Origin of the sequence: Pseudomonas sp. UBA6310, assembly GCF_002438225.1 — a bacterium.
Classification (GTDB): domain Bacteria; phylum Pseudomonadota; class Gammaproteobacteria; order Pseudomonadales; family Pseudomonadaceae; genus Pseudomonas_O; species Pseudomonas_O kuykendallii.
This window is the reverse complement of the sequence record NZ_DJTK01000023.1, coordinates 55,839-75,163: the sequence shown is the minus strand read 5'-3', so window position 1 is coordinate 75,163 and position 19,325 is coordinate 55,839. Positions and strand designations below refer to the sequence as shown.

Genomic DNA, 19,325 nt, shown 5'->3' with positions numbered 1-19,325 from the left:
GGCATCCGCCCGCACTTCTATTGCCTGCCGATCCTCAAGCGCAACACGCACCAGGAAGCGCTGCTCGGCGCGGCCACCAGCGGCAATCCGAAGTTCTTTCTCGGCACCGACTCGGCGCCCCACGCGCAGCATGCCAAGGAAAACGCCTGCGGCTGCGCGGGCTGCTACACCGCCTACGCCGCCATCGAGCTGTACGCCGAAGCGTTCGACCAGCGCAACGCGCTGTCGCGCCTGGAGGCCTTCGCCAGCCACTTCGGCGCCGACTTCTACGGCCTTCCACGCAACCAGGATCGCATCACCCTGGTTCGCGAAGACTGGAAAGCCCCCGCTACCCTGCCCTTCGGCGAACATGCCGTAGTACCCCTGCGCGCTGGGGAAACCCTGCGCTGGCGCCTGCTGGAGACCAATGCGTGAGTGAAGATCAGTACGACGACGAACTCGACGGCAGCCTGCCGAGCGGCCCGCGCCATCCGATGGCGCTGCGCTTTCGCGGCTACCTGCCGGTGGTCGTGGACGTGGAATGCGGGGGCTTCAACGCCGCCACCGACGCGCTGCTGGAAATCGCCGCGGTGACCATCGGCATGGATCAGGACGGCTTCCTGTTCCCCGAGCACACCCATTTCTTTCGCGTCGAACCGTTCGAGGGCGCGAACATCGAAGCGGCCGCGCTGGAATTCACCGGCATCAAGCTCGACCACCCGCTGCGCATGGCCGTCAGCGAGGAAACCGCGCTCACCGACATCTTCCGTGGCGTGCGCAAGGCCGTGAAAGCCAATGGCTGCAAACGGGCGATCCTGGTCGGGCACAACAGCGCCTTCGACCTCGGCTTCCTCAATGCCGCGGTGGCGCGCACCGGCATCAAGCGCAACCCGTTCCACCCGTTCTCCAGCTTCGATACGGCGACCCTTTCCGGCCTCGCCTACGGCCAGACGGTGCTGGCGCGCTCCTGCCAGTCCGCCGGGATCGATTTCGACGGCCGCGAAGCGCACTCCGCCCGCTACGACACCGAGAAGACCGCCGAGCTGTTCTGCGGCATCGTCAACCGCTGGAAACAGATGGGTGGCTGGGAAGACTTCGACGACTGATCGTTATCAGCCCTGAAAAAGCCCGGCACGACCGGGCTTTTTTTCGCCCGCGAATGGTGCGATCTACCACTACGCCCCCGCGTTACCCGCGGCTGCCTCCCGGCCAGCACGCTGGCACTGAAATCAGGCAACCACTCATCGCCAGCCCTGCATTCTCGTGGCGCAAGGCCTTGTCCTCGAGCCTCATGATCTACGTAACCAATTGATTTGTATCGACTATCTTCCACCGTGAATGCGAGTCCCGATCTTTGACTATCATTCTCATTTAGATTAGTATCGCTCCATCGACTCGACCTGATGAGCCCTTATCTATGTATGTCTGCCTCTGCCAAGGTGTCACCGACGGACAAATCCGCGATGCGATCTACGAAGGCTGCTGCAGCTACCGGGATGTGCGAGAGACCTTGGGCGTAGGCAAGCAATGCGGCAAGTGCGCCTGCCTCGCCAAACAGGTGGTACGCGACACCATCGGCGAGGCTCAAAGCCAGGCCGCGGCGAATTTCTCGGGTAATTTTGTTGCCGCCTGAAGACCCAGAACTCAAACAACCGGACACTCTGTCCGGTTTTTTTATGCCTGAATTCAACGGTTTAGCGTCGCGATGCGGTACTCAAACATTCTCATTCGGATTTTAATCTTCTTGCAATTCAATAACTTAGGTTTGACTTAAACTTTTCACCGCGACAAACTTCGAGCCTGCCCTCACCTTGCGACAGGATCCGGCCATGAAAGGCGACAAGCAAGTCATCCAGCACCTGAACAAAATCCTCGGCAACGAGCTCATCGCCATCAACCAGTACTTCCTGCATGCACGCATGTACGAGGACTGGGGCCTGGAAAAACTCGGCAAGCACGAGTACCACGAGTCCATCGACGAGATGAAGCATGCGGACAAGCTGATCAAGCGCATCCTCTTCCTCGAAGGCCTGCCCAACCTCCAGGAACTCGGCAAGTTGCTGATCGGCGAGAACACCAAGGAAATGCTTCAGTGCGACCTCAACCTGGAGCACAAGGCGCATGCGGATCTGAAATCGGCCATCGCCTACTGCGAGAGCGTCGGTGACTACGCGACCCGCGACATGCTCGAGGACATTCTCGAGTCCGAAGAGGAACACATCGACTGGCTGGAAACCCAGCTGGGCCTGATCGACAAGGTCGGCCTCGAGAACTACCTGCAGTCGCAGATGGACGAGTAAATTCGCGGCGACTGAACGAAGGCGGGCCCAGGCCCGCCTTTTTTCATGCCCGCAGAAACAGAAAACCCCGCCGAGGCGGGGTTTCTGCTTACGGGGCGCTGATCAGGCGTCGGCTTTGCCGGTGGCAGCCTTGATCAGTTGCTGCAGCTCGCCCTTCTCGAACATCTCGGCAAGGATGTCGCTGCCGCCAACCAGCTCACCACCGACCCACAGTTGCGGGAAGGTTGGCCAGTTCGCGTACTTCGGCAGGTTCGCGCGGATTTCCGGGTTCTGCAGGATGTCCACGTAGGCGAATTTCTCGCCACAGGCCATCAGTACCTGGGTAGCGCGGGCCGAGAAGCCACACTGCGGGGCGTTCGGCGAGCCTTTCATGTACAGCAGGACGGTGTTGTTGGCGATCTGCTCTTTGATGGTTTCGATGATATCCATGGGGTCACCTCGGCTGACTATCCGACCCAATGGCCGGCACGGTGGCGGCATTGTAACGGAAAGCCGCCGCCGGCGCTCAACCCCGGCATCGCGCTCAGGCGGCCTCCACCCGCACGGGCACACCATTCAACGCCGCGTTGCCGGACAACGCATCGAGTTCGCGTTCATCGGTGAGGTCGTTGGCACTGGCGCCCGGTTGCGCGCTGGCGATGCGGACCTGCACGCCGGGGCGCGCGTGTCCCCAGCCATGCGGCAGGCTTACGACGCCCGGCATCATGTCCTCGCTGGCGGCGACCTCGACCTCGATCAGCCCCACCCGCGAGCTGACCCGCACCCGTTGCCCATCGGCCAGACCGCGCGAAGTCAAATCCTGCGGATTCATCAGCAACTGATGGCGGGGCTTGCCCTTCACCAGCCGGTGATAGTTGTGCATCCAGGAATTGTTGCTGCGTACATGGCGGCGACCGATGAGCAGCAGCTCGCCCGCCGTCGGCTGCTCGACCGCCGCGAAACGCGGCAGGTCGCTCAGCAGCAAGGCGGGCGCGGCCTCGACCTTGCCCGACGGCGTCTTCAGCCTCGCCGCCAGGTTCGGTCTGAGCGCACCGAGGTCGAGGCCGTGCGGGTAGTCACGCAGGCGTGCGAGGCTCAGTTGGCGTGGCGAACGATCGCCGTGCGGGCCGTAGCGCAGGCCCATGTCGATCATCTGCTGCGGCGACATGGTCGGCTTCAGTTCGACGCCGGTCTTCTCCGCGAAGGCCTCGGCCAGGCCGACGAAGATTTCCCAGTCGTCCAGCGCGCCCTGCGGCTTGGCCAATACCGGCTCGTTGAAGCGCGTGACGTTGCGCACGGCCAGCAGGTTGAAGGTGGAATCGTAGTGGTCGTGCTCCAGCGGCGAGGTCGGCGGCAGGATCAGGTCGGCGTAGCGGGTCGACTCGTTGATGTACAAATCGACGCTGAGCATGAACTCCAGTCCGTCCAGCGCCTGCTCCATCTGCCGGCCGTTGGGCGTGGAGAGCACCGGGTTACCGGCCACGCTGATCAACGCCCGAACCTGCCCTTCGCCGGGCGTGAGGATTTCCTCGGCGAGCGCGGAAACCGGCAACTCGCCGCCGTACTCGGGAAGGCCGGAGACGCGGCTCTGCCAACGATTAAAATGCCCGCCGGACGTGCTCGCCACCAGGTCGACCGCGGGCTCCGTGCACAGCACGCCGCCTTCGCGATCGAGGTTTCCGCTGACCAGGTTGATCATCTGCACCAGCCATTGGCAAAGCGTGCCGAACGCCTGGGTGGAGACGCCCATCCGGCCGTAGCACACCGCCTTGTCGGCGCTGGCGAAATCCCGTGCCAGTTGGCGGATCTGCTCGGCCGGGATGCCGCAACGCGGGCCCATGACTTCGGCATTGAAGGGCGCCACGGCGCGGCGGACCTCATCCAGGCCCTCCACCGGCAAATGGGTGCCGCGGGTGAGGTTTTCCTCGAACAGGGTGTTGAGCAGGCCGAACAGCAGCGCCGCGTCCTGGCCGGGCCTGACGAACAGATGCTGGTCGGCTATCGCCGCGGTCTCGCTGCGCCGGGGGTCGACCACCACCAGCTTGCCGCCCCGGCTTTTGATGGCCTTCAGGCGTTTTTCCACGTCCGGCACGGTCATGATGCTGCCATTGGACGCCAGCGGGTTGCCGCCGAGGATCAGCATGAAGTCGGTGTGGTCGATGTCCGGAATCGGTATCAGCAGGCCGTGGCCGTACATCAGGTGACTGGTGAGATGGTGCGGAAGCTGGTCGACCGAGGTGGCCGAGTAGCGGTTGCGGGTTTTCAGCAGGCCGAGGAAGTAATTGCTGTGGGTCATCAGCCCGTAGTTATGCACGCTGGGGTTGCCCTGATACACCGCCACCGCGTTGCGTCCGTGGCGCTGCTGGATATCGGCCAGGCGCTCGGCTGCGTAGGCGAAGGCTTCGTCCCAGGCCATTGGCAGCCACTCGTTGCCCACCCGGCGCATCGGTTGGCGCAGTCGGTCGGGGTCGTCCTGGATATCCTGCAGGGCAACGGCCTTGGGACAGATATGCCCGCGGCTGAAACTGTCTTCAGGGTCGCCCTTGATCGAGAGGATGCGCTGCGAACCGTCGACCTGGGTCTCGGTTTCGATGTTCAAGCCGCAGATGGCTTCGCACAGGTGGCACGCACGGTGGTGGAGGGTTCGGCTCATGGGCACGCCTCGTCTTGTTGTTCTAGCCGACCGGTCGGGTCGGCGGATATCGAGACTATGGCGCTAAACGAAAACGTTCACCACGAGCCTTCGCGGCATGAATCGACCGGCATCATGTACGCCGATTCCCGCGCCGGGGTCTGGCGCTTGGTGCCGTCACTCGGAGACGGCGAGCAACTCGTCGATCGAATGATCAAGCTGGTCGAGCATGAAGGGCTTGCCGAGCAGCAGCGCGTTCATCTGCTTGAAGCTTTCGGCCTCCCACACCTCGTAGGGGTGCCCGCTGATGAACAGCACCTTGATGTCCGGCAGCGAGCGCAGCGCCGCCTCGGCGACCATCAGACCGTTCATGCCGTCGTTCAGACGGAAATCCGAGATCAGCAGATCGACCGATTGATGACCGTCCAGCAGGGCAATCGCCTGCTGCGCAGTCTCGGCACCGAACGCTTCATAGCCGCTCCCCTCCAGGTGCTCCACCAGAAGCGAAAGGATCGACGGTTCGTCATCAACAACGAGGATGGACTTAGGCAAAACGGACACCGCTAAAGTTTGTTGGCATTTCCATCGAGACCGCGCACCGCTCATTTTTACAGACCCGGCCGGCCGCCGTTAATTCCGGCGAGCGACGAATGCGGACAAAAGGACGAGTGCGAACGTTGCGCGAGGAAACTCAGCGCCGGGTGAGCCGCTCCAGGATCTGCGCGGTGGTGCGCTCAGCCTTGGATTCGGCGGACAGCTCCCTGGTCAGAATGCCCAGGACCAGCATCAGTTGGCCACGCACGGCGGGGCTCAGCTCATCCCAGTTGTCCAGCAGCGTCTCGAAGAGCAGCGCTCCGGTTACCGAGGGCGTGAAGTCCGGCAGGTCGTCCGTTGCGATCAGGCGTGTCAGCGCGGCGAGCAGCTCCTTTTCGGTCATGCGACTCAGGCCCCGAAGTCCGGCGGCGGTTGATCCTCGATGCGCAGCTCACGACGGACCACGGCGAGCATGTTCTGCAAATCCACCGGCTTGAGCAGGAAGTCGATGACGTTGAGGTGCATCGCATCGATCGCGTCCTGCATATCCGCCTGGCCGGACATGATCACCACGGGCAGTTCCGAACGTTCCGACTCGCGTACCCAGCGAACCAGTTCCAGGCCACCGCTGGGGCCCATACGCAGATCGGTGACGATCAGCGAGATGGTCGCGCGCTTTTTCAGCAGGCGAATGGCGGACTCGACGCCATCGGCCGGAAAACAAAGGATCCCGTGGATATGGAAGACTTCGGCAAGCAGTTCACGGAACGCTTCGTCGTCGTCGACCAGAAGCACCGCCGGCCGCGAGATCTCCGGTTCGTGAACCACCTCGGACAATGCTTTCTGCTCCTCCTTGCTCAACAAATCTTCGTCCATACATCTCTCTTGATATCGATGGAATAGCCGCTTTTGGAGGAAGAACCCGGCAAAACAGCGGCTCTCAATGACCGGTTACAGTACGTGGCGATTGGCCACTTGGCGTGCCAACGGCGACGAGCGGCATCTACAGGACGCCAACTGCGCAGGGTCGATGGCAGGCAGACACGTGCATTCGTGCAACGTTTGACCACCGGTCCGGGCTTACACAACCTTTACCTATGACCACTCCACGACGCGCTTGTTTAGCGGTCAGATACATCGCCCCGGAACCTATTCCCCGGGCAGGAGGAACACATGTTTGGTCGCATCCCCCAGGTCGCTCTCCTGGTCGGCAGCCTCGTTCTCAGCGGACAGGCCGCAGCTCATGGGCATGGCTCGGACAACGCGGTAATGGGAGCCGTAGTCGGGGCTGTGGTAGGCGGGGTCTTCGTCGCTTCGCAACGACCGCCGGAACGGGTCTACGTCCAGGCGGCACCGCCGCCCGTCACCTATTACCCGGCTCAGCCGGCCTATTATCCGCCACCGCCGCCCGTCTATTACCAGCCGGTGCCGGTGTACTACCAGGCGTATCCCGTGGTGCGCATGCCGCCGCCGCACTACGGCCCGCCGCCAGGCTACTACTATGGTCCGCCACGCCCGCGCTGGTAGTCGCGGGTAAAGCAAAGGCCCGCTTCGTGCGGGCTTTTCGTTGCTGCGCCTCTGCGTTAGCATCGCCCCGTCCCTCAAGGAGCGAATGCCATGGCAATCCGCCTTTCCCGCACCTTCAAGATCAGAGTTCTGAGCGTCGCCGGCGCACTGGCCATCGGCACCGCCGGTTACCAGATCAGTCTCGCCCTGATAGACAGTTACACCGCGCGTCAGGTTGCCGAGGCGCAGGCGGCCGCCGAGCGTGTCCGTACGCTGGAGGCGGAACGAGTCGCCCTCGAGAAGACTCTGCAGGACCGCAGCGCCGAGGACGAGAAGCTCGAGGCGATGGTCATCGCCGTATCCGAAATGCGCCGCGAAGCCGAAAGCAAAGGCATGCAGCAGACCTCCTGGTAGACCGAAAGCCCCTCCCACGCCTGCCGTTGCGTTCATTGCCAAGCGACGCAGGCGCAGTGTACAAATGCTCCCTTCCCGCATCGGCTGGCGCTTTTTCACCTGGAAAAGGCTAGCCGTCGGTCCTGCCGGGATTGGCAAACCGGGGAGTGCACAAGCCCTCGCCCGCCAAGCCGCAACAGCCGCGAACCCGGCGGTGACAGGTTCCAGCGTGGCGTGAAGCGACATTTTTTTATAACATCGCGCCTTCCCCCGTTTCGTCGCACCGTGCGGCCTCAAGCCGTAGGTCGTCGTATTTTTCGTGAAAACAGGATGTCCGGACAGCGTCCGGTGCAGTCAAGGTAATGAACATGAGCGTCAGGCACTTCCTCTCGATGATGGACTTCACCCCCCAGGAACTGGTCGGGCTGATCCGCCGAGGCAGCGAGCTGAAGGACCTGCGCGACCGCGGCGTGCTCTTCGAGCCGCTGAAGAACCGCGTCCTCGGGATGATCTTCGAGAAGGCCTCGACGCGGACCCGGCTGTCCTTCGAAGCCGGCATGATTCAGCTGGGCGGCCAGGCGATCTTCCTTTCGCCGCGTGACACCCAGCTCGGCCGCGGCGAGCCGATCGCCGACAGCGCCAAGGTCATGTCGCGCATGCTCGACGCCGTGATGATCCGCACCTTCGCCCACGACACCCTGACCGAATTCGCCGCCAACTCGCGGGTGCCGGTGATCAACGGACTGTCCGATGATCTGCACCCCTGCCAGTTGCTCGCCGACATGCAGACCTACCACGAACACCGCGGCAGCATCGCCGGCAAGACGGTGGCCTGGATCGGCGACGGCAACAATATGTGCAACAGCTATATCGAAGCCGCCCAGCAGTTCGACTTCCAGCTGCGCGTCGCCTGCCCAGAAGGTTACGAGCCGAGCGCCACGCTGCTGGCCCAGGCCGGCGATCGTGTGCAGGTGATGCGCGACCCGCACCAGGCCGTGGCCGGCGCGCACCTGGTGTGCACCGATGTCTGGGCGTCCATGGGCCAGGAAGATGAAACCGCCGCCCGTCTGGCGTTGTTCCGCCCCTATCAGGTCAACCGCGAACTGCTCGCCGGTGCCGCCGAAGACGTGCTGTTCATGCACTGCCTGCCGGCGCACCGCGGCGAGGAGATCAGCGAAGACCTGCTCGATCAGCCCTTCTCGGTGGCCTGGGACCAGGCGGAGAACCGACTGCACGTGCAGAAGGCGCTTCTCGAATTCCTCGTCGAACCGGCTTACCACTACGCATGAAACACGACCTCCTGCTCGACCTGCGCGACCTCGCCTGCGGCTACCAGGAGCAGCGCGTGGTGAAGACCCTCAACCTGCACCTGAATGCGGGCGACATCGGTTGTCTGCTCGGCCCGTCCGGCTGCGGCAAGACCACCACGCTGCGCGCCATTGCCGGCTTCGAGCCGGTGCAGGAAGGCGAGATTCGCCTGGCGGGCGAGGTGATTTCCCGTCCCGGCTTCACCGTCGCGCCGGAGAAGCGGCGCATCGGCATGGTCTTCCAGGACTACGCCCTGTTCCCCCACCTGAGTGTGGCGCAGAACGTCGCCTTCGGCATTCGCCAGAACCCCGACCGCGAGCGCATCACCGCCGAATTGCTGGACATGGTCAACCTCGGCGCGCTGGCCAAGCGCTATCCGAACGAACTGTCCGGCGGCCAGCAGCAACGTGTTTCGCTGGCCCGCGCGCTGGCGCCTGAGCCTCAGCTGCTGCTGCTCGACGAACCCTTCTCCAACCTCGACGGTGAACTGCGCCGGCGCCTGAGCCATGAGGTGCGCGACATCCTCAAGGCGCGTGGCACCAGCGCCATCCTGGTCACCCACGATCAGGAAGAAGCCTTCGCCGTGAGCGATCAGGTCGGGGTGTTCAACCGCGGGCATCTGGAGCAGTGGGATACGCCGTTCAATCTCTACCACGAGCCGGCGACGCCCTTCGTCGCCAGCTTCATCGGCCAGGGTTACTTCATTCCCGGCCGGATGACCGGCCCGGACTGCGTGCACACCGAACTCGGCGAGCTGCGGGGCAACCGCGCCTATGCCTGGGAAAACGGGACGCAGGTGGACGTGCTGCTGCGCCCGGACGACATCACCCTCGACCCGGGCAGCGCGCTGAAGGCGCGTATCCTCGGGCGCACCTTCCTCGGCGCGGCGACGCTGTATCGCCTGCAGCTGCCGACTGGCTGCCAGCTGGAATCGATCTTCCCGAGCCAGACCGAGTTCCTGCCCGGCCAGGACGTCGGTATCCGTGTCGCCGCCGAGCACTTGGTGCTCTACCCCGCGCAGGGCGAGGCGTCCTCAGAGCAGATCGGCGTGCGCCGTTGCGGCGGCATGGCCTGAAGCGGCTCGCCCGACGCCTGCGCGCCGGGCGATTCGATCGCCGCTCTCACGCGATATGCAGTTGCCCGCTGGCCACCAGCGTCGCGTAGCCGCCGATCTTCACCCGTTCGCCTTCCAGCCGACACCACAGCTGCCCTCCCCGCGCGCCGCCCTGGTACGCCCGCAGCACGTTCTTGCCGAGCCGCTGCGCCCAGTAGGGAATCAGGATGCAATGGGCCGAGCCCGTCACCGGGTCCTCGTCGATACCGATCGCCGGGGCGAAGTTACGCGAGACGAAGTCGTACTCGCTGCCCGGCGCGGTGATCATCACGTTCGGCCAGTCCTGGCTGGCGAGGCGCTTCAAGTCAGGCACGCAGGCGCGCACCGCGTCCTCCGACTCGAGGAGCACGAGCAACTGCGGCGCATCGAATACGGCCGACACCTTCTGCCCGAGGATGCTTTCCAGGCCCTCGGGAATGGCGACGGGCGTCGCCGCCTGGGCGGGAAAGTCCAGCACCAGCCGCCCCTCCTCCCGCGTCACCGCCAGCCTGCCGCTGCGACAGCTGAAATCGATGCGCTCACCCGGTTCGCGGTAAACCTCGAACAGCACGTGGGCGCTGGCCAGGGTCGCGTGGCCGCACAACGGCACCTCGGCGCTCGGGGTGAACCAGCGGATGTGCCAGGCGGCGCCCTCGCGCACCACGAAGGCGGTTTCGGCCAGATTGTGTTCGGCGGCGATGCGCTGCATCAGCGCGTCGTCGAGCCATCGATCGAGGCGATAGACCATCGCCGGGTTGCCGGCGAACGGGGTGTCTGAGAAGGCATCGACCTGGTGGAAAGCGAGGGGCATATCGGGCTCCATTGCTGAACGGTGGTGGCAAAGCATGCCCGTTCGACCGAAATGGCGAGCGATACAGTTTCGAACTTTTATCGCGATACAAGGCGCTGTACGGATGACCCTCGCAGGGTCGCCTGAGCCATCCGTAAGCGGACGGCGCGTTCAGCTCCGGCCGATGGCGGCGAACTGCCCACCGGTGTGCTCGGCCAGCACTGCGGCGGCCAGTTCCACTTCCAGCCCGCGGCGCCCGGCGCTGACGTGGATGGTCGGGAAGTTCTGCGCGGACGCGTCGATGAAGGTACGCAGGCGCTTCTTCTGCCCCAGCGGGCTGATGCCCCCGACCAGGTAGCCGGTCGAACGCTGCGCGGCGTTGGCATCGGCCATCTCGGCCTTCTTCGCGCCCGCCGCGTGGGCCAGCGCCTTCAGGTCGAGGCTGCCGGCGACCGGCACCACGGCGACCAGCAGCTCGCCCTTCTCGGTCGCCGCGAGCAGCGTCTTGTACACGCGTTCGGCCGGCAGACCGAGTTTCTCGGCGGCCTCCAGGCCGTAGGACGGCGCCTTGGGGTCGTGGACGTAGCTGTGAACCTGGTGTTCGGCGCGGGCTTTCTTGAGCAGATCGATGGCGGGGGTCATGGTCGTAACGGGGTACTGGAGGGGTTTGTCTACCTTATCGCAAAGCCCGCGGCGCATGCAGCGCGCCGCGTCAATCGCCTCAGATTTCCACCTGGGTGCCCAGCTCGATCACCCGGTTGAACGGCAGCTTGAAGTAGCGAAGGCTGCTGTTGGCATTGCGCAGCAGGAAGGCGAACAGCGCCTCGCGCCAACGCGCCATGGCCATGCGCTTGGTCGGGATCACCGTTTCCCGGCTGAGGAAGTAGGTGGTGCGCATCGGGCTGAAGTCCAGGTCGGTGAGATGGCACAGGGTCAGCGCCTGCGGCACGTCAGGCTCCTCCATGAAGCCGAAATGCAGGATCACCCGGTAGAAGCCCTCGCCATAGGCCTCGACCTCGAAGCGCCGGTCCTCCTCGACCCGCGGGCGGTCTTCGCTGACCACGGTGAGCAATACCACCTGCTCGTGCAGCACCTGGTTGTGCAGCATGTTGTGCAGCAGCGCATGCGGCACCGCGTCGCTACGGGCGCTGAGGAACACCGCCGTGCCCATCACCCGGTGCGGCGGCTGGATGCGGATGCTGGCGACGAAGGTCGGCAACGGCAGCACGCTCTCGCCGAGACGCTCGACGAGAATCTCGCGACCGCGCTTCCAGGTGGTCATGAGAACGAACAGGCCCATGCCGGCGATCACCGGGAAGGCTCCGCCCTCGAAGATCTTCGGCACGTTGGCGGCGAAGAACAGGCTGTCCACCAGGAGGAAACCGAGCAGGATCGGCAGCGTCACCAGCAAAGGCCAGCGCCACAGGCGCAGCATCACCACCGAGAACAGCAGCGTGGTGATCAGCATGGTGCCGGTCACCGCCACGCCATACGCCGAGGCCAGCGCGCCGGACGACTTGAAGCCCAGCACCAGAAGCACCACACCGACCATCAGCGCCCAGTTCACCGCGCCGATGTAGATCTGCCCACGTTCATGGCTGGACGTGTGCTGGATGAACATGCGCGGGATATAGCCGAACTGGATGGCCTGGTGGGTCAGGGAGAAGGCCCCGGAAATCACCGCCTGGGAGGCGATGATGGTGGCCAGGGTCGACAGCGCCACCAGCGGCAGCAGCGCCCAGCCCGGCGCCAGCAGGAAGAACGGGTTGCGTGCGGACTCGGGGTCGGCCAGCAGCAGTGCGCCCTGGCCGAAGTAGTTGAGTGTCAGCCCCGGCAGCACCAGGCCGAACCAGGCACGGGCGATAGGCGCGCGGCCGAAGTGGCCCATGTCTGCATACAGCGCTTCGGCGCCGGTGAGCGCCAGCACCACGGCGCCGAGCACGGTTACACCGATGCCCGGATGAGCGAGGAAGAAATTCACGCACCAGTACGGGTTGATCGCCTTGAGCACTTCCGGGCTCTGCACGATGCCGTACAACCCGAGCGCCCCAAGCGCGATGAACCACGCCAGCATCACCGGACCGAATACCACGCCAATGCGCGCCGTGCCGTGGCGCTGGATGAGGAACAGCCCGATCAGCAGCACCAGCGACAGCGGCACCACCCAGTGCGCCACCGTGGGGAACGCCACTTCCAGGCCTTCCACGGCCGAGAGCACGGAAATCGCCGGGGTGATCATGCTGTCGCCGTAGAACAGCGCGGCGCCGAACAGCCCGAGCAACATCAGCAGGTTCTGCAGCCGCGGGTATGCCGCCGCGGCACGACGCGCCAGCGCGGTGAGCGCCATCACGCCGCCCTCGCCCTGGTTGTCGGCGCGCAGTACGAAGAGCATGTACTTGATCGAGACCACCCAGATCAGCGACCAGAAGATCATCGAGAGAATGCCGAGCACGCCGTCGTGGTTGGCCTGCACGCCGTAATGCCCGGCGAAGACTTCCTTGAGGGTGTACAACGGGCTGGTGCCGATGTCGCCGTAGACGACGCCGACCGCGGCGATCAGAAGGCCTATCCCCGCAGGACGATGTGCGTTGGCGACGGCGGGCGTGGGTTCGCTCATGGACTCTGGTTTTTCCGCGCAAAAGGGAGCGAATGCTGCGCCTCTCTCGGCGGCCGATCAAGCCCCCCGGCCGCCACGCCCGCGGCCTGCAAGGGTTCGTCGCGAAGCAAGGCGATGCCCACGCCTCGCCCCGATGCCCTGCCGAACACTGGCGGCCTGAAGCCACCGAAAGGGCGAGCCGAACTCAGGCCAGTTGGCTGCGCAATTGCCGCGCGGCGGCGACCATGTTCGTCAGCGCCTGTTCGGTTTCAGCCCAGCCACGGGTCTTAAGGCCGCAATCCGGGTTAACCCACAGGCGCTCGGCGGGAATCCGCCGGGCCGCCTTGCTCAGCAGGCCGACCATCTCCGCGGTTTCTGGCACACGCGGCGAGTGGATGTCATAGACGCCGGGGCCGATGTCGTTCGGGTAGGCGAAGGCCTCGAACGCCTCCAGCAGCTCCATGTCCGAGCGCGACGTCTCGACCGTGATCACGTCGGCATCCATCGCCGCGATGGACTCGATCACGTCGTTGAACTCGCTGTAGCACATGTGGGTATGGATCTGGGTTTCGTCGCGCACGCCGGAGGCGCACAGGCGAAACGCCTCGGTGGCCCAGTCGAGGTAGTGCTGCCAGTGTTCGCGACGCAGCGGCAGGCCCTCGCGGAACGCTGCTTCGTCGATCTGGATGATGCGGATGCCGGCGGCTTCCAGGTCGACCACCTCGTCGCGGATCGCCAGCGCCAGTTGCCGCGCCTGCACCTCGCGCGACACGTCCTCGCGCGGGAACGACCACATCAGCATGGTCACCGGCCCGGTCAGCATGCCCTTCATCACCTTGTCGGTGAGGCCCTGCGCGTAGCGGATCCAGTCCACCGTCATGGCGTGCGGGCGGCTCAGATCACCGTAGATCAGCGCCGGCTTCACGCAGCGCGAACCGTAGCTCTGCACCCAGCCGAAGCGGCTGAACGCATAGCCGTCAAGCTGCTCGGCGAAGTACTCGACCATGTCGTTGCGCTCGGCCTCGCCATGCACCAGCACGTCGAGGCCGAGGCGCTCCTGCACCTGAACGGCGTGGCGGATTTCGCTGTGCATCGCCTCGGTGTACTCCGCCACCGACAGCCTGCCCTGCCTGAACGCCTGCCGCGCCAGGCGGATCGCCGAGGTCTGCGGAAAGGAACCGATGGTGGTGGTCGGGAACACCGGCAAGCGCAGGCGCTCGCGCTGCACATCGATACGCCTGTCGAACGGCGACTGGCGCCGTGCGTGGACCGGCCGGATCGCCGCCAGGCGCGCCTGCACTTGGGGCTTATGGATGCGCGGCGAGGCGGCGCGGCTGGCCTGCACGGCGCGGCTGGTGCGCAGCGCGACCTGCACGTCGGCGGCGTCCGGCTCCTCCAGCGCGCGGGCCAGGATCGACACCTCGGCACACTTCTGCACGGCGAAGGCCAGCCAGCTCTTGAGCTCATCGTCGAAACGGTCCTCGCGGTCCAGGTCGACCGGGCTGTGCAGGAGCGAGCAGGACGGCGCCACCCAGAGGCGCTCGCCGAGCCGTTCGGCGGCCGGGCGCAGCACGTCCAGCGCCTTGTCCAGGTCGCACCGCCGGACGTTGCGCCCGTTGACCAGGCCCAGGGACAGCACCTTGTAGGTCGGCAGGCGGTCGAGAATCGTCGGGTACTGTTCCGGCGCGCGCACCAGGTCGACGTGGATGCCGTCCACCGGCAGGTTCACCGCCAGCCCGAGGTTGTCATCGAGTACCGAGAAATAGGTGGCCAGGAGTTTCTTCAGCGGCGCGTGCTGCAACAGGTTGTAGGCGCGTTCGAAGGCGTTCTTCCACGCCTGCGGCAGGTCGAGGGTGAGGATCGGCTCGTCGATCTGCACCCATTCGACGCCCTGCGCGGCCAGCCGGCCGAGCACTTCGCCGTACACCGGCAGCAGCCGTTCGAGCAGGTCGAGCTTGTCGAAGCCGGCCTCCTTCTCCTTGCCCAGCCACAGGTAGGTCAGCGGCCCGATCAGCACCGGCTTGACCGTATGGCCGAGCGCCCGCGCCTCGGCGACTTCCTCGAACAGTTGCTCCCAGGACAGGCGGAACTGCTGGTCGGCGCTGAATTCGGGGACCAGGTAGTGGTAGTTGGTATCGAACCACTTGGTCATCTCGGCCGCATGCGCGCCGCCGCAGCAGCTGGAACTGACGCCGCGCGCCATGCCGAACAGGGTGTCCAGCGTGGGCAGGCCGCTGGCCGGACGAAAGCGCTGGGGGACCACGCCGAACATCAGCGAGTGGGTGAGCACCTGGTCGTACCAGGCGAAATCGCCCACGGGCAGCAATTCGATGCCGGCATCCTTCTGCAATTGCCAGTGCGCGGCGCGCAACGCGCTGCCGACCGCACGCAGCCCGCTTTCGTCGAGTTCGCCCTTCCAGAAGGCTTCGAGGGCTTTCTTCAGTTCGCGGTCGCGACCGATGCGGGGAAAGCCGAGGTTGTGGGCAAGTGCCATGAATATCTCCATCCGATTGATAGGAGATAGTGTCGACGGCAGCGCGTACATGAGACAAACTCAACCTACTCTCTTTCATCACAAGTTCTGCTCATCCAAAAGCAGTCGGAGTCAGTCCTCCATGCTCGAACTTCGCCACCTCAAAACCCTTCACGCCCTGCGCGAATCCGCCAGCCTGGTGGAAGCCGCCGAACGCCTGCACCTGACCCAGTCCGCCCTCTCCCACCAGTTCAAGGAACTTGAGGATCGGCTGGGGATGTCGCTGTTCGTGCGCAAGACCAAACCGGTGCGCTTCACCAGCGCCGGGCTGCGCCTGCTGCAACTGGCCGACTCGCTGCTGCCGCAGTTGCGCGCCGCCGAGCGCGACCTCACGCGGCTGGCGGGCGGCACCGCCGGCCGGCTGCACATGGCCATCGAGTGCCACAGCTGCTTCCAGTGGCTAATGCCGACCATCGACCAGTTCCGCGACGGCTGGCCGGAGGTCGAACTGGACCTGGCCTCCGGTTTCTCCTTCGCGCCGCTGCCGGCGCTGGCGCGCGGCGACCTGGACCTGGTGGTGACCGCCGACCCGCTGGAACTGCCAGGCATCACCTACGTGCCGCTGTTCACCTACGAAGCGCTGCTGGCGGTGGCCAACCAGCACCCGCTGGCGAGCAAACCCTTCGTGCTGCCGGAAGACCTGGAGAAGGAGATCCTCATCACCTATCCGGTGGAGCGCGACCGCCTGGACATCTTCACCCGCTTCCTCGAGCCGGCCGACATCGAGCCGGCCCAGGTACGCACCTCGGAGCTGACGGTGATGATGATGCAGTTGGTGGCTTCGGGACGCGGCGTCTGCTGCCTGCCGAACTGGGCGATCCACGAGTACAGCTCGCGCGGCTACGTCACCGCCCGCCGCCTCGGCGAGAAAGGCCTGTACGCGACGCTCTACGCCGGCATTCGCAGCGACATGCTGGATGCGCCGTTCATGCGCGACTTCCTGCTCACCGCCAAGGACACCTCCTTCGCCACGCTGGAAGGCGTCAGCGCCGCCGCGAAGAACCGCTGAAAGAGACAACCGTAGGGTGGGTTAGCGGCACGCAGAGGCCGAAGATTTCCCTTCGCACCCTCCCCGCGTAACCCACCAGGCAGAGCCAGGCGAACCTCGCATCCGCGTGGGTTGCGGCGTAGGGGCTTCGTCGTTGACCGAATCGACCCGCAGCCGCCTTCACCCACCCTACGGTCCCACGGCTCAACCGTAGGGTGGGTTAGCGGCACGCCGAGGCCGAAGATTTCCTTTCGGACCCTACCCGCGTAACCCACCGGGCGCACCCGAGGCGAACCCCGCACCCTCGGCGAACCCCGATGCTCCGAATCACGCCTCGCTGAAGTCCATCTCCGGCGGCTGGCGGCGGAAGCCGCCGGTGAGCTTGACCAGGTAGATCACGCCAATCGCCAGCCAGGTCAGGCCGAGGATGATCGCCATGCGGTCGAGGTTGGCCATCAGCCAGAGGTCGGCGAGCATGCCGATCAGCGGCAGCAACAGGTAGGAGAAGATCTCCTTCGGCCCGCGCTGGCTGGCCCCGACGAAGTAGTGGCCGATCACCGCGAGGTTGACCAGGGCGAAGGCAAGGAAGGCGCCGAAGTTGATGAACGAGGTCGAGGTGGTCACGTCCAGTTTCAGCGCCAGCAGCGCGACGACGCCACACAGCAGCAGGCTGTTCACCGGCGTGCCGAAGCGCGCGCTGAGCGTACCGAACAAGCCTTTGGGCAGCACGCCGTCACGGCCCATCGCATAGATCAACCGCGAGGCGCTGGCCTGGGCCGACAGCCCGGAGGTGAACTGGCCGACGATCAGGCCGATCAGGAAGATAGTGACGAAGACGTCGCCGCCGATGTTCCTGGCGATCTCGTAGGCCGCCGAATCGACGCTCTCGAACTGGATCGACGGATGCGCCAGCTGCACGAAGTAGGACACGGCGATGAAGATCAGCCCGCCGAGCAGGGTGATCAGCAGGATCGCCCGCGGAATGGTGCGCTGCGGGTCGCGGGTTTCCTCGCTGAGGGTGCTCACCGCATCGAAGCCGAGGAACGAGTAGCAGGCGATCGCCGCGCCGCCCATCACCAGCGGCAGCGAGGAACCGGCACCGAGGAACGGCTCCAGGGTGAACAGCGGCTGGCTGCCGTCGCCCAGCACGTAATGCACGCAGAGCACGACGAACGCCGCCAGCACCAGCAGTTGCACCAGCATCAGCAGGCTGTTGATGCCGTTGGCGAGCTTCAGGCCGACCACGTTGATCAGCGTGGTGACGCCGATGAAAGCGAGTACCCACAACGCCTGCGGCACCGCCGGGAAGGCCGAGTGCAGGTACGAGGCACCGATCAGCCAGATCGCCATCGGCAGGAACAGGTAGTCGAGCAGGATCGCCCAGCCAGCGATGAAGCCGAGCTTCGCGCTGATCGACTTGCGCACGTAGGTGTACGCCGAACCGGCCTGCGGGAAGGCGCGGGCCATGCGGGCGTAGCTCAGGGCGGTGAACAGCATGGCGACGGAAGCCACCAGGTACGCCGCGGGGACCTGGCCCTGGGTGACGTCGGCGAGGATGCCGAAGGTGCCGAGGACGATGATCGGGGTCATGTAGGCGATGCCGAACAGCACCACCGAACCCAGTGACAGGGTTCTTTGCAGACGGGCCATAACTTCTCTTCTCCTTTAGTTGTGTTTTGGCAGAGCGCCGGAAACCGGCTGGAAGCAAAAAGGAAGGCGAACCCCGCTCTGACCGGGCTGCGGAACACGTCACGCAGCCTGTGCCGGCGGAGTTTCGGATCGAGCGGTTGTCAGGGAATCAGCAGCTCCCGACGGCCATCGGCGTGTTCGATCAGTTCACCGGGCAGGCGCATGCGGCGCTCGTCGAGGTAGCGGTAATCGCCGCGGGCGGCCTGCAGGCGGTCGAGGTCGAGTTCGAGGATCTGCCGGCACTCGTCGCGGCCGGCTTCGCAGAGCAGGGTGCCGAACGGATCGACCACCGCGCTGCCACCGGCGAAGGTCAGCCCGCCGTCGCCCTCGCCGACGCGATTGACCATCACCGCGTAGGCCTGGTTTTCCATCGCGCGGGCCATGATCGCAGTGCGGTGCACCGGGCCGTAGGGGTCCATGTTGCCGTTGGTGACCACCAGCAGCTCGGCGCCGAGCTGGGCCAGGGCGCGGGCGGACTCGGGGAATTCGATGTCGTAGCAGATCAGCAGGCCGATGCGCAGGCCGTTCCACTCGCAGGTGGCGTAACGGTCACCTGGGCTGAACACGCCGCGGTCGGAGGCCCAGAGGTGGGTCTTGCGGTAGCGCAGCGCGATGCCCTGCGGGGTGATCAGCAGCGTGGTGTTGTAGAACTGCCCGGCATCGGCCTCCGCGATGCCCAGCACCACCGCCACGCCGCGCTCGCCTGCCGCGCGCTGCACCGCCTGGATGCTCGGCCCGTCCAGCGGCTCGGCCAGCTCGGCGATGTTTTCAGCGGTGGGAAAGCCCGTGAGGTGGGTTTCCGGGAACACCAGCAACTGGGTATCCGGGGCGCTGTTGGCGATGGCTTGCAGCGTGCGCGCCAGGTTGTACGCGGTGTCGCCGTCACGGCCGGCGAGCTGAACCAGTTCGACCTTCATCGATGCTCCTGGGAAGTTGGTCCCCGGTGCATGACCGGGGCGCGGCGAAGGGGCAGAATGCAGCCCTCGCCCAGTCGGGATGGCCTGA

Annotated in this window: 19 protein-coding genes and 1 pseudogene; 9 read left to right on the top strand and 11 right to left on the bottom strand. The window is 65.2% G+C overall.

Translation table 11 applies throughout. The annotated features are described in order from the left end of the window. From B3E91_RS04725 to bfr, 4 genes and pseudogenes are all read left to right on the top strand, one after another. Positions 1 to 414: pseudogene (locus tag B3E91_RS04725) on the top strand (dihydroorotase); the annotation flags it as partial. Beyond that, on the top strand, positions 411 to 1,085 hold the full coding sequence (gene rnt / locus B3E91_RS04720; RefSeq protein ID WP_090229730.1) for a ribonuclease T: 675 nt from the start codon (positions 411 to 413) through the stop codon (positions 1,083 to 1,085). The pseudogene B3E91_RS04725 and the gene rnt, both read left to right, overlap by 4 nt. A 311-nt stretch (positions 1,086 to 1,396) precedes the next feature. Then, complete coding sequence (locus tag B3E91_RS04715; protein ID WP_090229731.1) at positions 1,397 to 1,612, top strand: bacterioferritin-associated ferredoxin; 216 nt, start codon at positions 1,397 to 1,399, stop codon at positions 1,610 to 1,612. Between the two features lie 196 nt (positions 1,613 to 1,808). Then, the gene (gene bfr / locus B3E91_RS04710; protein ID WP_090229734.1) at positions 1,809 to 2,279 is read left to right on the top strand and encodes a bacterioferritin; all 471 of its coding nucleotides are present in this window, start codon (positions 1,809 to 1,811) and stop codon (positions 2,277 to 2,279) included. Between the two features lie 102 nt (positions 2,280 to 2,381). On the opposite strand, the gene grxD is transcribed toward bfr, so the two are convergent. The 5 genes from grxD to B3E91_RS04685 all read right to left on the bottom strand — a co-directional run bounded on the left by grxD (position 2,382) and on the right by B3E91_RS04685 (position 6,300). Next, positions 2,382 to 2,708, bottom strand: coding sequence for a Grx4 family monothiol glutaredoxin (grxD, locus tag B3E91_RS04705; RefSeq protein ID WP_090229736.1), 327 nt, complete (start codon positions 2,706 to 2,708; stop codon positions 2,382 to 2,384). Between the two features lie 94 nt (positions 2,709 to 2,802). Beyond that, complete coding sequence (locus B3E91_RS04700) at positions 2,803 to 4,911, bottom strand: molybdopterin oxidoreductase family protein (RefSeq protein WP_287028555.1); 2,109 nt, start codon at positions 4,909 to 4,911, stop codon at positions 2,803 to 2,805. Positions 4,912 to 5,067: 156 nt separating this feature from the next. Next, a complete protein-coding gene (locus tag B3E91_RS04695; protein WP_273228611.1) occupies positions 5,068 to 5,442 on the bottom strand; it encodes a response regulator in 375 nt (124 codons plus the stop codon). A 139-nt stretch (positions 5,443 to 5,581) separates the two neighbouring features. Then, a complete protein-coding gene (locus B3E91_RS04690; protein ID WP_273228612.1) occupies positions 5,582 to 5,827 on the bottom strand; it encodes a hypothetical protein in 246 nt (81 codons plus the stop codon). Between the two features lie 5 nt (positions 5,828 to 5,832). Beyond that, positions 5,833 to 6,300: a response regulator gene (locus B3E91_RS04685; protein WP_286785035.1), complete on the bottom strand. Its 468-nt coding sequence runs from the start codon at positions 6,298 to 6,300 to the stop codon at positions 5,833 to 5,835. A 297-nt stretch (positions 6,301 to 6,597) separates the two neighbouring features. Between B3E91_RS04685 and B3E91_RS04680 the strand changes: the two genes are divergently transcribed. The 4 genes from B3E91_RS04680 (at position 6,598) to B3E91_RS04665 (ending at position 9,706) form a co-directional block, all read left to right on the top strand. Next, positions 6,598 to 6,951, top strand: a complete 354-nt coding sequence (locus B3E91_RS04680) for a hypothetical protein (RefSeq protein WP_090229750.1) — start codon at positions 6,598 to 6,600, stop codon at positions 6,949 to 6,951. Between the two features lie 90 nt (positions 6,952 to 7,041). After that, on the top strand, positions 7,042 to 7,344 hold the full coding sequence (locus B3E91_RS04675; RefSeq protein WP_273228613.1) for a hypothetical protein: 303 nt from the start codon (positions 7,042 to 7,044) through the stop codon (positions 7,342 to 7,344). Positions 7,345 to 7,691: 347 nt separating this feature from the next. Beyond that, the gene (gene argF / locus B3E91_RS04670) at positions 7,692 to 8,612 is read left to right on the top strand and encodes an ornithine carbamoyltransferase (RefSeq protein ID WP_273228614.1); all 921 of its coding nucleotides are present in this window, start codon (positions 7,692 to 7,694) and stop codon (positions 8,610 to 8,612) included. Next, a complete protein-coding gene (locus B3E91_RS04665; protein ID WP_287028554.1) occupies positions 8,609 to 9,706 on the top strand; it encodes an ABC transporter ATP-binding protein in 1,098 nt (365 codons plus the stop codon). Before argF ends, B3E91_RS04665 begins: the two co-directional genes overlap by 4 nt. Before the next feature lie 46 nt (positions 9,707 to 9,752). On the opposite strand, the gene B3E91_RS04660 is transcribed toward B3E91_RS04665, so the two are convergent. From B3E91_RS04660 to metE, 4 genes are all read right to left on the bottom strand, one after another. Then, the gene (locus B3E91_RS04660) at positions 9,753 to 10,535 is read right to left on the bottom strand and encodes a PhzF family phenazine biosynthesis protein (RefSeq protein WP_273228616.1); all 783 of its coding nucleotides are present in this window, start codon (positions 10,533 to 10,535) and stop codon (positions 9,753 to 9,755) included. Between the two features lie 150 nt (positions 10,536 to 10,685). Continuing rightward, the gene (gene ybaK / locus B3E91_RS04655) at positions 10,686 to 11,156 is read right to left on the bottom strand and encodes a Cys-tRNA(Pro) deacylase (RefSeq protein ID WP_287028553.1); all 471 of its coding nucleotides are present in this window, start codon (positions 11,154 to 11,156) and stop codon (positions 10,686 to 10,688) included. 79 nt (positions 11,157 to 11,235) lie between these two features. Next, positions 11,236 to 13,131, bottom strand: a complete 1,896-nt coding sequence (locus tag B3E91_RS04650; RefSeq protein ID WP_287028552.1) for a potassium transporter Kup — start codon at positions 13,129 to 13,131, stop codon at positions 11,236 to 11,238. 184 nt (positions 13,132 to 13,315) lie between these two features. Then, positions 13,316 to 15,604, bottom strand: a complete 2,289-nt coding sequence (gene metE / locus B3E91_RS04645; RefSeq protein ID WP_287028551.1) for a 5-methyltetrahydropteroyltriglutamate--homocysteine S-methyltransferase — start codon at positions 15,602 to 15,604, stop codon at positions 13,316 to 13,318. A 121-nt stretch (positions 15,605 to 15,725) separates the two neighbouring features. Here metE and metR point away from each other — a divergent pair, with 121 nt between their 5' ends. Continuing rightward, entirely contained in the window at positions 15,726 to 16,652 is a 927-nt protein-coding gene (gene metR / locus B3E91_RS04640) for a transcriptional regulator MetR (RefSeq protein ID WP_090229768.1), read from the top strand. 306 nt (positions 16,653 to 16,958) lie between these two features. Here metR and B3E91_RS04635 read toward each other — a convergent pair whose 3' ends face one another. Together B3E91_RS04635 and B3E91_RS04630 are read right to left on the bottom strand one after the other, a co-directional pair. Beyond that, a complete protein-coding gene (locus B3E91_RS04635; RefSeq protein ID WP_287028550.1) occupies positions 16,959 to 18,281 on the bottom strand; it encodes an APC family permease in 1,323 nt (440 codons plus the stop codon). Between the two features lie 140 nt (positions 18,282 to 18,421). Beyond that, a complete protein-coding gene (locus B3E91_RS04630; RefSeq protein ID WP_287028549.1) occupies positions 18,422 to 19,237 on the bottom strand; it encodes a carbon-nitrogen hydrolase family protein in 816 nt (271 codons plus the stop codon). Positions 19,238 to 19,325: the final 88 nt, after the last annotated feature.

What these genes read in the sequence shown, in the direction of transcription:
- B3E91_RS04715 (WP_090229731.1), top strand. Translation starts at nt 1,397, where the DNA reads ATGTATGTCTGCCTCTGCCAAGGTGTCACCGACGGACAAATCCGCGAT.
- bfr (WP_090229734.1), top strand. Translation starts at nt 1,809, where the DNA reads ATGAAAGGCGACAAGCAAGTCATCCAGCACCTGAACAAAATCCTCGGC.
- grxD (WP_090229736.1), bottom strand. Translation starts at nt 2,708, where the DNA reads ATGGATATCATCGAAACCATCAAAGAGCAGATCGCCAACAACACCGTC.
- B3E91_RS04700 (WP_287028555.1), bottom strand. Translation starts at nt 4,911, where the DNA reads ATGAGCCGAACCCTCCACCACCGTGCGTGCCACCTGTGCGAAGCCATC.
- B3E91_RS04690 (WP_273228612.1), bottom strand. Translation starts at nt 5,827, where the DNA reads ATGACCGAAAAGGAGCTGCTCGCCGCGCTGACACGCCTGATCGCAACG.
- B3E91_RS04685 (WP_286785035.1), bottom strand. Translation starts at nt 6,300, where the DNA reads ATGGACGAAGATTTGTTGAGCAAGGAGGAGCAGAAAGCATTGTCCGAG.
- B3E91_RS04680 (WP_090229750.1), top strand. Translation starts at nt 6,598, where the DNA reads ATGTTTGGTCGCATCCCCCAGGTCGCTCTCCTGGTCGGCAGCCTCGTT.
- B3E91_RS04675 (WP_273228613.1), top strand. Translation starts at nt 7,042, where the DNA reads ATGGCAATCCGCCTTTCCCGCACCTTCAAGATCAGAGTTCTGAGCGTC.
- argF (WP_273228614.1), top strand. Translation starts at nt 7,692, where the DNA reads ATGAGCGTCAGGCACTTCCTCTCGATGATGGACTTCACCCCCCAGGAA.
- B3E91_RS04665 (WP_287028554.1), top strand. Translation starts at nt 8,609, where the DNA reads ATGAAACACGACCTCCTGCTCGACCTGCGCGACCTCGCCTGCGGCTAC.
- B3E91_RS04660 (WP_273228616.1), bottom strand. Translation starts at nt 10,535, where the DNA reads ATGCCCCTCGCTTTCCACCAGGTCGATGCCTTCTCAGACACCCCGTTC.
- ybaK (WP_287028553.1), bottom strand. Translation starts at nt 11,156, where the DNA reads ATGACCCCCGCCATCGATCTGCTCAAGAAAGCCCGCGCCGAACACCAG.
- B3E91_RS04650 (WP_287028552.1), bottom strand. Translation starts at nt 13,131, where the DNA reads ATGAGCGAACCCACGCCCGCCGTCGCCAACGCACATCGTCCTGCGGGG.
- metE (WP_287028551.1), bottom strand. Translation starts at nt 15,604, where the DNA reads ATGGCACTTGCCCACAACCTCGGCTTTCCCCGCATCGGTCGCGACCGC.
- metR (WP_090229768.1), top strand. Translation starts at nt 15,726, where the DNA reads ATGCTCGAACTTCGCCACCTCAAAACCCTTCACGCCCTGCGCGAATCC.
- B3E91_RS04635 (WP_287028550.1), bottom strand. Translation starts at nt 18,281, where the DNA reads ATGGCCCGTCTGCAAAGAACCCTGTCACTGGGTTCGGTGGTGCTGTTC.
- B3E91_RS04630 (WP_287028549.1), bottom strand. Translation starts at nt 19,237, where the DNA reads ATGAAGGTCGAACTGGTTCAGCTCGCCGGCCGTGACGGCGACACCGCG.